The organism is Nostoc sp., from assembly GCF_036917095.1.
GTDB lineage: Bacteria > Cyanobacteriota > Cyanobacteriia > Cyanobacteriales > Nostocaceae > Nostoc.
The window spans coordinates 199,810-214,068 of the sequence record NZ_JBALFH010000044.1 but is presented as its reverse complement, the minus strand read 5'-3'; the positions used below and the strand labels follow the sequence as shown (position 1 = coordinate 214,068).

The 14,259-nt window shown below is 43.8% G+C and carries 12 protein-coding genes and 1 tRNA gene; 8 read left to right on the top strand and 5 right to left on the bottom strand.

Annotated elements, in window-relative coordinates; all coding sequences use genetic code 11:
• Positions 1-55 precede the first annotated feature (55 nt).
• Positions 56-1,768 (top strand): diflavin flavoprotein, encoded by a 1,713-nt coding sequence (locus V7L01_RS25430; RefSeq protein WP_335039673.1) that lies wholly within the window; start codon positions 56-58, stop codon positions 1,766-1,768.
• A gap of 329 nt (positions 1,769-2,097) precedes the next feature.
• On the opposite strand, the gene V7L01_RS25425 is transcribed toward V7L01_RS25430, so the two are convergent.
• From V7L01_RS25425 to V7L01_RS25415, 3 genes are all read right to left on the bottom strand, one after another.
• A complete protein-coding gene (locus tag V7L01_RS25425) occupies positions 2,098-2,412 on the bottom strand; it encodes an RNA recognition motif domain-containing protein (protein WP_335039671.1) in 315 nt (104 codons plus the stop codon).
• Positions 2,413-2,929: 517 nt separating this feature from the next.
• Entirely contained in the window at positions 2,930-3,469 is a 540-nt protein-coding gene (locus V7L01_RS25420) for a phycobiliprotein lyase (RefSeq protein ID WP_335039669.1), read from the bottom strand.
• A 334-nt stretch (positions 3,470-3,803) separates the two neighbouring features.
• Positions 3,804-3,929, bottom strand: a complete 126-nt coding sequence (locus tag V7L01_RS25415; RefSeq protein ID WP_335039667.1) for a hypothetical protein — start codon at positions 3,927-3,929, stop codon at positions 3,804-3,806.
• 70 nt (positions 3,930-3,999) lie between these two features.
• Between V7L01_RS25415 and V7L01_RS25410 the strand changes: the two genes are divergently transcribed.
• The 3 genes from V7L01_RS25410 to V7L01_RS25400 all read left to right on the top strand — a co-directional run bounded on the left by V7L01_RS25410 (position 4,000) and on the right by V7L01_RS25400 (position 10,078).
• Positions 4,000-5,514 (top strand): efflux RND transporter periplasmic adaptor subunit, encoded by a 1,515-nt coding sequence (locus tag V7L01_RS25410; RefSeq protein ID WP_335039665.1) that lies wholly within the window; start codon positions 4,000-4,002, stop codon positions 5,512-5,514.
• Between the two features lie 69 nt (positions 5,515-5,583).
• Positions 5,584-8,904, top strand: coding sequence for an efflux RND transporter permease subunit (locus V7L01_RS25405; RefSeq protein WP_335039663.1), 3,321 nt, complete (start codon positions 5,584-5,586; stop codon positions 8,902-8,904).
• 514 nt (positions 8,905-9,418) lie between these two features.
• Positions 9,419-10,078 (top strand): hypothetical protein, encoded by a 660-nt coding sequence (locus V7L01_RS25400; RefSeq protein ID WP_335039662.1) that lies wholly within the window; start codon positions 9,419-9,421, stop codon positions 10,076-10,078.
• Here the strand turns inward: V7L01_RS25400 and V7L01_RS25395 are convergent.
• Positions 10,075-11,133 (bottom strand): glycosyltransferase, encoded by a 1,059-nt coding sequence (locus tag V7L01_RS25395; RefSeq protein WP_335039660.1) that lies wholly within the window; start codon positions 11,131-11,133, stop codon positions 10,075-10,077. The two genes, V7L01_RS25400 and V7L01_RS25395, sit on opposite strands and share 4 nt — an antisense overlap.
• Positions 11,134-11,518: 385 nt before the next feature.
• Positions 11,519-12,463, bottom strand: coding sequence for a glycosyltransferase family 2 protein (locus tag V7L01_RS25390; RefSeq protein ID WP_335039658.1), 945 nt, complete (start codon positions 12,461-12,463; stop codon positions 11,519-11,521).
• A gap of 154 nt (positions 12,464-12,617) precedes the next feature.
• Here V7L01_RS25390 and rplS point away from each other — a divergent pair, with 154 nt between their 5' ends.
• From rplS to nusG, 4 genes are all read left to right on the top strand, one after another.
• A complete protein-coding gene (gene rplS, locus V7L01_RS25385; RefSeq protein ID WP_094348921.1) occupies positions 12,618-12,980 on the top strand; it encodes a 50S ribosomal protein L19 in 363 nt (120 codons plus the stop codon).
• 152 nt (positions 12,981-13,132) lie between these two features.
• A tRNA-Trp gene (locus V7L01_RS25380) sits at positions 13,133-13,205 on the top strand.
• Positions 13,206-13,396: 191 nt separating this feature from the next.
• A complete protein-coding gene (secE, locus tag V7L01_RS25375) occupies positions 13,397-13,618 on the top strand; it encodes a preprotein translocase subunit SecE (protein ID WP_335039656.1) in 222 nt (73 codons plus the stop codon).
• Complete coding sequence (nusG, locus tag V7L01_RS25370; RefSeq protein ID WP_335039654.1) at positions 13,618-14,259, top strand: transcription termination/antitermination protein NusG; 642 nt, start codon at positions 13,618-13,620, stop codon at positions 14,257-14,259. The genes secE and nusG overlap by 1 nt, the downstream gene beginning before the upstream one ends.

Sequence of the window (14,259 nt, the reverse complement as noted above, 5' to 3'; positions counted from 1 at the left end):
ATATCCAGAATTTGGATCTTTAATTAACAATCTAAAATCTAAAATTGTTTCAGCTATGCCAACAAATAAACCCCGTGACGTTCAAGTTTATCCAATAGCTACAAATACAAGGATACTGCGATCGCGCAGTTGGTCAAGGCTGAGATTTGAAATTGAATACGCTCTTGCCAAGGGTACAACTGCTAATTCTTATTTAATAGAAAGCGAAAAAACCGCCATTATCGATCCTCCAGGGGAAACGTTTACGGAAATTTATTTAGAAGCGTTGCAGCAACGTTTCCATCTCGAAGACTTAGATTATGTAATTTTAGGACACGTAAATCCTAATCGTGCTGCAACTTTAAAAGCTTTGCTAGAAATTGCCCCGCAAATTACTTTTGTTTGTTCTAATCCAGGGGCGATAAATTTACGTGGGGCGCTGGAAAATCCAGATTTGCAAATTCTTGTCATGCGGGGTGAAGAAACTCTAGATTTGGGGAACGGGCATAATTTACAATTTATTCCCACCCCCAATCCCCGTTACGCAGATCAACTTTGCACCTACGATCCGCAAACAGAAATTCTGTATACAGATAAGTTATTTGGGGCCCATGTTTGCGGAGATCAGGTATTTGATGAAGGCTGGGAAGTATATAACGAAGATCGGCGCTATTATTTTGATTGCCTCATGGCTCCCCACGCCCGTCAGGTTGAAACAGCGCTGGATAAACTAGCCGATTTCCCCGTGCGAATGTATGCCAATGGACACGGCCCTTTGGTGCGCTACGGCTTAATCGAACTGACCAAAGCTTATCGAGAATGGAGTCAACAGCAAACCTCTGCTGACTTGACAGTAGCGTTAATTTATGCATCCGCTTATGGGAATACCGCAACATTAGCCCAAGCGATCGCTCGTGGGATTACAAAAGCTGGCGTTGCCGTAGAATCGATTAACTGTGAATTTACCGAACCAGAAGAAATCCGGGCGGCTGTGGAAAAAGCTGGTGGTTTCATCATCGGTTCTCCTACGCTTGGCGGACATGCACCCACACCCGTACAAACAGCTTTAGGAATTGTCCTATCCACCGCGACTAACAATAAACTCGCTGGTGCTTTTGGTTCCTTTGGCTGGAGTGGGGAAGCGGTTGATTTAATTGAAGGTAAATTAAAAGATGCTGGCTATCGGTTTGGTTTTGATACCATCCGCGTAAAATTCAAACCCGACGATGCCACCTTACAATTGTGTGAAGAAGCTGGAACCGACTTTGCTCAAGCATTGAAGAAAATCAGAAAAGTGCGATCGCCAAGTCAACCTGCAACAAGTGTAGAACAAGCAGTTGGTCGAATTGTCGGTTCTCTTTGTGTTCTCACAGCCAAAGAAGGCGATCGCTCCAGTGCCATGTTAGCCTCTTGGGTGTCTCAAGCTAGCTTTAGTCCCCCTGGTTTAACCATAGCCGTCGCTAAAGATCGCGCAGTGGAAACTCTGACGCATACAGGAAACAAATTTGTCCTAAACATCCTCAAAGAAGGCAATCACTTGGGATTGATGAAGCACTTCCTCAAACCATTCGGCCCCGGACAAGATCGATTTGCCGATGTCGCTGCCCAAGAAGCTGAAAATGGTTCTCCTATACTTACAAATGCCCTAGCATATCTTGAATGTTCCGTACAAAATCGGATGGAATCTGGCGACCATTGGCTAGTTTATGCCACTGTCGAAAATGGCAAATTGTTAGATACTGATGGCGTTACAGCCGTGCATCATCGCAAGTCGGCAACTCATTATTAATTAATCATCGCCAATTTCCAACCCAGCTTATTTTTGCTAGTACATTTGTTTCCCTCCTCGCTTGCGGGGAGGCATTGGGGCTGGGGTGCTTTGATTTTGGATAATCTGGGAAAAGACTAAAATTTTTAAAGTGACTTTAAACTTTTTAAAATGGAGCCAATCGTTCACCTTACAGATGAGCAGTTTTATCAACTCTGCATAGCTAATCGGATACGATCTTGTCATTCTACTGAGTACTATTCATAAGTAAAGTTTTGCTACAAAAAAGGCTCAAGCATTGCTGCCTGAGCCTTTTCTAAATTAAATTAAGTTACTTCCGCTTATGGAGCTTAGTAGCGGTTACGGTTGTAGCCACCGCCACCACCGCCACGGTTTCCACCACCAAAGGAACCACCTCTGTCTTCTCTGGGCTTGGCTTTATTAACTTTGAGATCGCGACCAAGCCATTCAGCACCATCAAGGGCTTCAATGGCTTTTGTTTCTTCATCTTCTGAATTCATTTCCACGAAAGCAAAGCCGCGTAAACGACCTGTTTCACGGTCAGTAGGAAGCTGAACACGCTTAACAGTACCATATTCTGCAAACACAGCACTTAGCGCATCTTGTGTAACTTCATAGGAGAGGTTACCAACGTAAATTGACATTAAATGTCTCCAAAATCATAAGTTTGTAGAGATTTAGATTTCGGAGAGAAGTCTGTAATACCAAAAGGGAAAAGCCTGTCAATACTAAAATCAAACACTGTCGCCGAATTAATTCTCATTTCACTTCCCATGATGACATACCAACTAACGTTCTGGGGAAAGTTTGAAAAAATGTTATAAAAAGTTATATTTGCAGTTGGTAGCTAGGTGGTTGGTGGCTAATCCAAAACGAGCGAACAAGAGAGTAGGGGAGCAGGGGAGGGAGAGGGAGCAGGGGAGCAGGGGAGGCAGGGGAGCAGGGGGAGCAAACCCCATAACTCAAGTTAGTTGCTCTCAAATAAGGACACAGTATTTCTTGCACCTATTCGATGAAACACATCTTTTCTATTTGTCATGAATAAATTTAGTTGCTCTCAGTCACCTTTTAAGTAGGAGAGGTATTTCTCCTCTCCCCCTGCTTCCCCTCCTTCCCCTGCTCTCTTCGGTGAAGTATAGTGAACCGCACCCACCCAATAAACTAATCCACTCTCTTTTCTAAATATTGACCAATCATCAACTGCTCGCCAGCACGAGAGATAATGGTCTGTCTGGTGCGGTATTTGCTGCCAATTAGCTTTAACTCTTCTTCAAATACTGAACCGTTGTACTCAGTTCGCAAACACAGTGTTTTAAGGTTGGAGAAATAATAGTGAGCGGTGACTGGTTTGGATATGGCAAAACCACGATCGCGATACAAAGTGTTTCCCAGAACCCCAAATATCGTTGAACCTTGCGACTCTTTCCTTGCCTTCAGCAGATCGGTACTTTCCCATGTAACTGCTGCACCACAGATCAAACTACCTATATCAGCCAAATCGTGCATCTGAGCTAGCTTTTGCAATTCATCACAGCCCCGATCGAGAAACTCGATCGTAACTATACTCTCCATTTCCTTAGTTTCTCCCTCTGGGAGGGTATAGTAGCGTCGTTGCGATCGCCACTTACCCCCTGATTCCTGGAAAAACTCGGAAATCTGGGATTCGTCAGCGGTTTGTGCAATTTTTAGCAATGATGTCACTCGTAACTTTCCTCACCTAATATTTGGTGGCTGTAGTAGATATCGGCCTTTTCTTGGCTGTATATGATGCAATTCCTCGATCGAAGTTTTACAGCTTCAAAAAATGCAATTTATCTTTACTATTCTTAATATATTAGATCGAGCGTAAAAATTACTAGCCATTTTGCTATAGTAAGTATGCCTGTGTAAGCACAAGTATTAATTATTTGATACTGCCAATTTTAGAAGTAAGAGCGTGAAAATCCACTATCTTCAGGTAACGCAAGTCTTCTACTAAGGGCAGATTGCAAGAAATTTAAAAGTATTTATACTAAGTTAAGAATTACATCGAAAGCTAAAAAGCTGCATACTCGGTGTAATGAGTTAAAGTGGTGAGAATTTTTCGTGATAAAAAGTAGTTTTTGATACAAAATTCTGCAAGAAGATAGCTAATTGACTCTCGCCGCTTTTCATTAGTCATAATGTCTCAAAATTACTTGGTAATGCACGGCTATTTAATCCCAAAAACTGCCCAAATAGGAGAAAAATAAATGATTTTGGACAGAAATAAGCCGCACAAGCAGGCGAAAATCTCACCTTTCGCAGCCGCTAACCAGGTAATTAATACCCAGTTAGATTCAGTTGTGACAACTGATGTGGCTGTTGCAGATGTAAAAAATAGTTTTGACACAAAGGCGTCTACCCCTTTTACATCAATATTATTGATTCCCTGTTTGCTGGGGATAGGACTGCTGATAGCGAATTGTGGAGCACTCCCCAAGGAAGAACCAGCTGATGCACAATCTCAGAGTCCTGGTAGTGGACAAGGTGGTGGTGCAACGGCTGTAGATGTGGCGATCGCTCGAACTGACTTGCTCGAAAAACCACCCGAATATACAGGTAATACAACACCCTTTCGGATTGTATCAGTGCGATCGCAAGTAGAAGCTCGGTTGTTGGCTTTAAACCTTGATGTAGGCGATACGGTAAAGCAAGGGCAAAACGTCGGGCAGTTAGATGCTGCCATACTTTCGACCGAATTAAAGCAAGCAGAAGCAGAGCTAGCTGCCCTCAAATCAGAAGTAGCTAGGGCAACAAATCAGGTAAGTAATGCTCGTGCAGACGTTGAACGGGCGCGGCTAGAAGTGGTACAAGCCCAGGCAGACTCAGAACGGCAGCAGAGGTTGTTCAAAGCTGGAGCGATCGCTGAACAAACTGCCCAGCAATCACGTACCCAGGCAAGAACAGCCGCCCAAGCACTGCGGGCAGCTCAAGAAGAAGTCCGTACAGAACAGCAAGCCGTCGCTGCCGCCCAAGGTAGAGTACTTGCCCAGCAGGCATTGGTTGCCCAAACCAAAGAGCGCAGGTCTTACGCTCAACTCACATCCCCCATCGCTGGCATAGTCACAGAAAAGGTGACAGAACCTGGCAACCTTTTGCAAGCAGGTAGCGAAGTCTTAAAAATTGGCGACTTTAACCGCGTCAAAGTCGTCGTGCAAGTTTCCGAATTAGAACTGGCACAGATTCAAGTTGGGCAGTCTGTACAAGTGCGCTTAGATGCCTTCCCCAACGAAACATTAATTGGCAGAGTTACGCGCATTTCCCCAGCTGCTGATGCCACAGCTCGCTTGATACCTGTAGAGGTAGTGATTCCCAACAATCAGGGCAAGATTGGCAGCGGACTATTGGCGCGAGTCAATTTTGAAAACCAGACACAACAGCGGGTTTTAGTGCCGCAAACAGCTATTCAGAAACAAGCAGGCACTAAGAATTCCAAGGGTACAGGGGAGACGCAAACAAATGTACGGCAAGATTCTTCCCCATCTAACACATCTGGTATAGCAAAGGCAAAGTCGCAAGACCGAAGTGGAACAATATTTGTTGTCCAAGACACAGAAGGCAAAACCAAGGTAACAGCACGAGCCGTAATGTTGGGAAAAAGGGCTGATGGGAAAGTGGAAATTTTATCTGGTTTGCAAGCGGGAGAGCGCTATGTTGTTCGTAGTGGTAAGCCGTTAAAAGAAGGTGACACTGTAAATCTTTCAATTCTTTCAGAAAAGCAATAGTAGGGTGAGCAATAACCACCACACGAATGAAAAAAAGTACTCAGTAGTCAGCACTTATCACTTAGTATCATGCAACAGGCAAATAATAATAGTGGCAATAGCGGATTTAGCCTTAGTGCGATCGCTATCCGCCAACACATTGGCACACTCATGCTCACCGTGGCAGTAATTGTCATTGGGGTATTTTTTCTCACAACTATCCAAGTCGATCTGCTACCGGCTATTACCTATCCGCGAATTGGCGTCCGGCTAGAAGCCCCTGGTATTTCACCAGAAGTAGCAGTTGATGAAATCACCAGACCTTTAGAAGAAGCTTTACGGGCAACCGAGAATGTAGTGCAAGTTTTTTCCCGTACCCGTGAAGGACAAGTGAGCCTCGATTTATACTTCCAACCAGGGGGCGATATTGACCAAGCCCTAAACGATGCTACTGCTGCTTTTAACCGAGGCCGAGGACAACTGCCAGATACGATAGAGGAGCCGCGATTATTTAAAGTCGATCCTTCCCAATTGCCGGTTTATGAATTGGCACTGACATCTGCTTCGTTACAAGGTAAAGATTTACGCGTATTTGCTGATGAAGAGTTAACGCGTGAACTCAGTGTCGTGCCGGGAGTCGCTTCAGTTGATGTATCTGGCGGTGCTGAGGAAGAAGTACGAGTACTTGTTGACTTAAACCGATTGCAAGCCTTGGGTGTCGGGTTAAATGATGTTTTAGATGAACTAACAGCCCGTAACCAAGATACTTCTGGCGGTCGGATTCTAGGGCAAACTTCCGAGCCATTGACTCGGACTGTAGGACGTTTCCAAAATGCCAAGGAAATTGAAAACCTCTCCTTGGAAGTTTCCTCCCCTGCCTCCCCTGCCTCCTCTGCCTCCCCTGCTTCCTCTGCTTCCCCTGCCTCCTCTGCCTCCCCTACACCTTCCCGCCGCGTCTACTTGCGAGACTTTGCAGAGGTAATTGACGATACAGAAGAACAGCGAGTATTTGTTTACCTCAACCGTCAGCCTGCGGTGAAATTTTCAATTCAAAAGCAGCCTGAAGCCAACACAATCACAGTTGTAGATGCTGTTAAGCGGCGAATTGAACAATTACGGCAATCGGGTTTAATTCCAGCAGACATGACCTTGAGTCCCACCACAGATGAATCTGTCTTCATCCGTAATTCTTTAAATGATGTCATCTTTTCGGGGATTTCTGGGGCATTATTAGCAGCGGCAGCAGTGTTGTTATTTTTAGGATCGTTCAGGCAAACATTGATTATCAGTTTGACGATTCCGCTGTGTACTCTGGCAGCGATCGCTCTGATGAAAATATTTGGCTTGACTTTGAATGTATTCAGTTTAGCAGGTTTGACATTAGGAGTCGGTCAAGCAATTGATACATCGGTTGTGATCTTGGAGAACATTTCCGAAAAAACAGGGATGACTCCCAATCAGAGAGAGATGGAGGCAGGGGAGCAGGGGAGCAGAGGAGCAGAGGGGCAGAGGAGAAATTCAAGATTCTTTATTGATAGTGCGATCGCAGCTTCCCAAGAAGTAGAATCTGCTTTAGTTGCTGCTACAGGTGCCAACTTAGTTTCTGTAGTGCCATTCCTCTTAATTGGCGGCTTTATTGCACTGCTATTTAATGAATTGATTCTGACAATTAGCTTCGCAGTCGCAGCATCCCTTGTCGTCGCCATCACAATAGTACCGATGCTGTCTTCTCGACTCTTGGGAATTCGCTGGTCTAGTCGGATTAGTGAATTTTGGCTGCTTAGACAGTTTAATCACCGATTTGAAGATGCGACGCGGGGATACGGAAACTTCTTAACCAAGGTTTTACGCTATCGACTCCTCGTCGTTATCGCTGCTTTGGGAATTTTAGGCGGCAGCAGTTTCTTTATGTTTGGTCAAATTCCCCAAGAAATTTTACCCCGGATCAGTACTGGTCAAGCTAACTTGAGAGCGCAGTTTCCTCCCGGTACACCTTTAGCAACTTCTGAAAGAGTTATGCAAATTGTCGATGACATTTTGCTCAAACAACCAGAAACCGAGTCTGCTTTCACAACTGTGGGGGGTAGTTTATTTGGCAGCAATACTACAGAGAATCCTTTACGCGCCAGTAGCACAATCAATCTAAAACCAGGCACAGATGTCGAAGCCTTCGTAAAAAAAGTAACTCAGGAATTTAACAAACTCAACTTAGCAGGAATTCTGCTGCGCCTCAATCCTGGTCAGGTGCGGGGTTTAATCTTGAGTAATTCTCCAGTGCAAGGGTCAGACGTTGACGTGATTCTGCAAGGTGAGAATGAAGAAAACTTAACGCAAGCAGGCGCACAAGTGCTGCAAGCATTGCAGGAAAGGGCAAAATTAGCAACGTTCCGGCCAGATGCCGACCCCCGACAACCGGAAATCCAAATTCGCCCCGACTGGGAAAGGGTTTCAGCTTTAGGGTTGAGCGCTCAACAAATTGGTGCAACAGTTCAAACAGCAATTGAAGGTTCAGTTCCCACGCAAATTCAACGCGGTAATCGTTTAGTTGATGTGCGGGTGCAGCTAAATAAGGAAGCAATTGCGCGTCCTTCCCAGCTAGAACAATTACCGTTATTTACAGAAAACAATCAGCTAATCCGCCTTTCAGATGTTGCGAACATTCAAGAAGGTCAAGCGCCTGGTGAGGTGCAACGGATTAATCAGCGTCAAGCTTTTATTGTGGCGGGAAATCTCAGCGAAGGAGCTAGTCTTGGTGAAGCGATCGCAGAAGTCAACGAGGTACTCAAGGATGTAGACTTACCTGATGGGGTTTCAATTGTGCCTAGTTCTGCCCAAGAAACTAATCAACAACTTCAGGATGCTTTAAAAACTTTGGGGGCGTTGGCAACGTTCTTAATCTTTGTCGTTATGGCGGTACAATACAATTCGCTAATTGACCCATTGGTAATTATGTTCACCGTACCACTAGCATTAGCTGGGGGAATTTTTGGACTTTACATTACCAAAACTGCAATTGGCGCAACTGTAATTGTTGGCGTCGTGCTGCTGGTGGGAATTGTGGTGAACGCAGGGATTTTAATGGTAGAACTAGCGAACCAAATTCGGGAAGAAGAAGGTTGTAGTCGCCAAATTGCCATCATGAAAGCTGCTCCTCAACGCTTGCGCCCAATTATCATGACCACAGTCACCACTATCTTGGGACTGTTTCCTTTGGCATTGGGCATTGGCGAAGGTTCTGAATTTTTGCAGCCTTTAGGGATTGTAGTTTTCTTTGGGATGGCGATCGCAACAATGCTGACATTATTTATCATCCCCTGTTTTTATATTCTGCTGCACGATTTACTAGGTGTAAATTGGGCGAAGCCAGTGTTAATCCGGTTGCGTGGATTTACGAAAAAATTTATAAGCTAATGAGCATTTAGATTTCATAAGACCAGAGATGGAGCCGTTTACTACGAGCCAATCATTCTGGAAAAATGAATGACAATTAGCTTATCAATCCCTGCTAAGGATTAATACAAAATCACGCTCTCCATACTATTTCACAAAAATCCTCATACAAATAGGCTGTAGAGGCATACATCTGTGTGCCTCTACAGCCTATTAATTTGTTTTGTTGCAAAAATTTTTAGAAATATTATTAATCAGCTTTTTTCACATCCACATATTGTCTAATCTGTCAACACATAAGTTCTAATTTATATTTTTTATAAAGATTGCGTAAAATTACTTGTTAATAGTGATGAAGCATTATAAAAATTGCTCTATATCTCAACCGATGAGTAAGCGTCAACTATGCATGAAGGCAGACTTAAACTGTTTATCTATCCAGCAAGTAGATAGCAGCTTAAGCACAAATCTTTAGCTGTTTGATTTAACCCATAGGGTATAGCATTCTCTCAATCAATATGAAGAGGACAGAAATATGACTACGATCGCAACCAAAATAGCCTTGTCTGTTCTAGGAGCAACAGGAATTAGTTTTTTGTCTTTGACACCAGCGAGAGCCTTCATTTTGGTAGAACCCATTGTGACGGCTACAAATCAAGACATACTCGACACAAAAAAACCAAGAACCCTTACAGACTATCAACCAGGGGAAGTAATAGAATATGGTGTTCCAGATGTAGCTAATAACTTTATAAATGCTACCGGGTACGACATAAATAGCTTAGTCTTTGATTTAAAAACGCTGTCCTATAATAATCCAGATTCTACTCCAGCATTAAATAATGAGTCGGTGCAGTGGGGAGATGTTAATGGAGATGGCAAGATTGGTTACTCTAGTAACCCCGAACTAAAGAATATTTTTACAGACGTTACCGTAAAAGATAACCTCATCACTTTTAGTGGTGGCGTAATCCCAAACGGAACCCTGTTTTACAATCCATTCGCTACCCAGCCCAACTTAGCGCCAGGTGCTGGAATAATTCCAGCAGTGCCAGCAGAGCAAGTGGATAAAGATGGGCCGATTAGAGTGGCCGCTTATTACACCGCTGTTCCTGAATCAACTAACGTTTTGGGTGTACTGGTCTTTGGCACTTTAGGTGTAGCTTTAAAATTAAAGCGATCGCTACACTGTTAATCTGTAATTAATTCACGATACACTACCAATGTTTCCTGATGGACGCGGGCAACACTCAGCCACTCAAGGTTTTGATTTGCCCGGTGTTTCCATTCGTGGAGCATATCGGCATTACTCAGTAATTGTACTAAAACCCCAGCCAAAGCCTTACTATCTTTTGCTGGCACTAACATACCTGCTTGCCCATTGTCCAAAGCTTCAGGAATCCCATCTACCTGAGTGCCAACGATGGCAGTTCCAGCTTCCCTAGCTTCTGAAAGTACCAGTGGGCAAGGATCGCGGTGGGAAGCTAGCACAAATATGTCACAAGATATGAGATAGCGTTGAGGTTCGGGTTGGAAGCCTTCAAAATGAATGCGTTCTTTTACAGAAGTTGCTTGTGCCTGGGCCTCAAATAGCTGTTTATCAGGGCCATTTCCTACCAAATAAAGATGTGCTTGGGGAAAATCTGAGGCAATTTGTGCAAAGGCAGCGATTAACTCAGCAATTCCCTTGCGTTGATACATTCCGGCTACAGTTGCGATCGCTGGACGCTGTAATGGTAAAGCTTGATAATCTTGTATTTGTCGCGTGCGGGGGCTGCCCAAAGTTCCATTACATACTACCCGCAACTTATTTTCTGCGATCCCGCGCCTTGCCATAGAATCTCGCACAGCCTTGCTAACGGCAATTACCCTGTCAGCTAAACCCATCAGCAGGCTGGAACGCTGAAATTCGTTGTGGACTGTGGAAACTAGAGCATACTTATGCCCTTTAAAAATGCGTGCTAATATGACCCCCGTCATCATATGTGCATGAACAATATCCGGCTGAAATTCTGCTGCGATCGCCAGGTAACGCACAGCTGCTTTAATAATACTTATTGGTTTCCTAGTTTGGTCTAGTTGGTAGTGTTTGACACCACATATATTTAGTAATTTCTCATATTCACCACCAGCAGAAATAACCGCTACCTCATAACCAGATTTAGCCTGTAAACAAGCCAGATCCACAGCCACATTCACAATACCGTTACCTATTTCTTGAACGTGGTTCAAAATATGGATGATTCGCATAATCTTTGAGATATGTATAAAAAATAAAGATAAGTAACTGAGTATAAATCAACATAATTATTGAGGTCTTGAACGACAACTCAAAAGTAGTCAGTACTGCGTAAATTAACACTAGCTACTGACTAAGAGCGTTTATAATCAGCCACTTAGCTTTAAAGACTTATTCAGTAACGGCTAAATAAATCGGGATAAAAGGAGTTCGGAATCAGGAAAATTCCACAGGGTTTTTCGTGCCTTATGCTCCTGCTTCTCAGGTAGCTATTAACCTTGTGCATATTGCAATTACCCTTGAAAATACTTAACTTTTTCAGGGGTAAAGATATGACAAAAAACTTGGGCATTCATTTTTGTGGAGTTCTTTAAAGGTTTTGATGCTTGTAGGTTCTTAAGACTCAATTAACACAAGTTTGCGAACCTCAGAATTTTGTCCCTGAGAGCGGCGTGATGAAGCAGCAGCTAGTAAAAACTTCCAAGACTGAGGAGAAAGTATAGAAGGATCTATCATTGACAGAAAACTCTTGAGATTTTTTTGCTTCAGTGCTACTAAAATCCAATGAAGTTTCAGATAATTCTTTATATCCTGAAAGACGGGAATCTTTGAGCGATGTTGGTCATTTACCAAGGCGTAAATTTTCTCCTTCATCAAAATATTTGTCGCCAACCGCCGAGACAAAGAAAACTTTTGATTATAAGCACCGGGCCAGATAGTCCGGTAAGCAAGACACTGGTTGAAGAAAATAGCATCGCCAAACTTGGCAATCCGAATCCAGGAATCGATGTCATCACAGTTAGCATCAAGCGTGGAGTCCCAACCACCAGTTTGAAGAAAAGCATCACGTCGGCAAGCTACTTGTACAGGCGTGCCAAAAGGTACAAGCTCCAAAAGCATCCCGTAGTGAATATCAGCTTGTGGGATATAAAAAGCTAATCCAGGGCCAACTTGGGGGGTGCGAGAAAGTTCAACTTCATGCTCATCCACCTGAGCCGCCACACAAGAGCAGATTACAGCATCAGGACGAAGTGCGATCGCCTTTGCCATCTCTTCTATGCAGTTAGGCGCTAAATAGTCGTCATCATCTAAAAACTTAATCCAGTCGCCGCTAGCTTTGGCAACTCCAGCATTTACGGTTGCTGCATGACCAAGGTTCACTTCGTTACGATGGTAAACAACTTTATCCCCTAAGCTTTTAATATAGGTTTGGGTCTCGTCAGAAGAACAGTCATCCGCAATAACCACCTCGCACTCGATTGTTTGGTTACGAGCCGAATCAATTGCTCTTTTCAGCAAGTTCAAGCGATTATAGGTACTGATGACGACGCTAAATTTCATAAATTTCACCCCAGTGGTACAGCATTCTGCAATATAGCTTTGAACTTTAGGCTGTTGTATCAGTAAAATTATCAATCCCAACAAGTAGACTGAAATAGGATTATCGATTTATCATTGATGATCGTGAGTTTTTTTTTAAGCAGACAGAAAGACTATGAATGCTCAAGAGATTATCCGCTCCATTGAAGCGGAACAGATAAAATCCAATCTACCCGACATTTATGTGGGCGACACCGTAAAAGTCGGAGTGAAAATCAAGGAAGGCGAAAAATACCGCGTACAACCCTACGAGGGAGTAGTGATTGCCAAGCGCAATGGCGGCATCAACGAAACTATTACAGTCCGTAAGGTTTTTCAAGGTGTAGGCGTAGAGCGGGTATTTCTGTTGCATTCTCCCCGAATTGACAGCATCAAGGTATTACGTCGCGGTAAAGTCCGCCGTGCTAAACTGTATTATCTCCGCGATCGCGTAGGTAAGGCAACCCGAATCAAGCAACGGTTTGACCGCCCTTTGTGATTCGTCCTTCAAAAATATGGGAGAAATCTCAAGCTTCAAGCGGCATCTGCCGCTGACTTGTTCCCCCGACAAAATTAAGGTATGATAAAAATCGCATATTGCGTTAAACTGAAATTTAGTTCAGCGCAATGGCTGAATCAAAAACAGCTTGTGCGCTCTTAGTTCAGTTGGTAGAACGCAGGTCTCCAAAACCTGATGTCGGGGGTTCAAGTCCTCCAGGGCGCGCTCAAGAGCAAAAAACAAAGCCCGAAATAATTACGCAGCTGCTAATATAGCAGTTAGCGCTAATAATTTCGGGTAAACTTATTGTATTTGCAGTTGTTTTGCTTTCAGTAAGTGAAATAGAGTCGAAGCTGCAAACCGAGATGACAATTAAGCAGTATATAGCTGTATAAGAAACGGGGGGATAAACGGTCGTGGCCAAAAAAAATGAAGCAGAATTGCCAGAAACCACAAATGGGTTTAGCTTTGGCAACTTCATACAGGGAACCAGAGAAGAACTTGAAAAAGTAGTTTGGCCCAGTCGGAAACAGATAGTGAGCGAATCCGCCGCTGTGTTGTTAATGGTGGCACTCTCCGCATCTTTGATATACTTGGTCGATGGATTGTTTGGTTGGGCAGCAAAACAGGTGTTCTGATGACTTTTGCAACAGACGAACCTCGCAACTCCACGTTGCAGTCCGAGGAAACAGCAGAAACAGCAGAAGCAGCGTCAAAAGAAGCACGCTGGTATGCAGTGCAAGTAGCCTCAGGCTGTGAGAAGCGTGTAAAGACTAACTTAGAGCAACGCATTCAAACTTTTGATGTAGCTGACAAAATCATCCAAGTGGAAATTCCGCACACGCCAGCGGTGAAAATCCGTAAAGATGGCAGTCGCCAGCATACAGATGAAAAAGTTTTCCCTGGCTATGTGCTAGTGCGGATGATGATGGATGATGATACCTGGCAGGTAGTACGAAACACCTCCCATGTAATTAATTTTGTCGGTTCAGAACAAAAACGTGGTAGCAGCAAGGGTCGCGGTCATGTGAACCCCATACCACTGAGTTCTTCAGAAGTCGAGCGCATATTCAAACAAACCAGCGAACAAGAGCCGGTTCTCAAAATTGACATGGCTACTGGTGATAAGATAATGGTGCTTTCTGGCCCATTTAAAGATTTTGAAGGCGAGGTAATTGAAGTCTCTCCAGAACGGAGTAAACTTAAAGCCTTGCTCTCAATTTTCGGCAGGGATACACCAGTAGAATTGGAATTTAATCAGGTAGAGAAACAGAGTTAA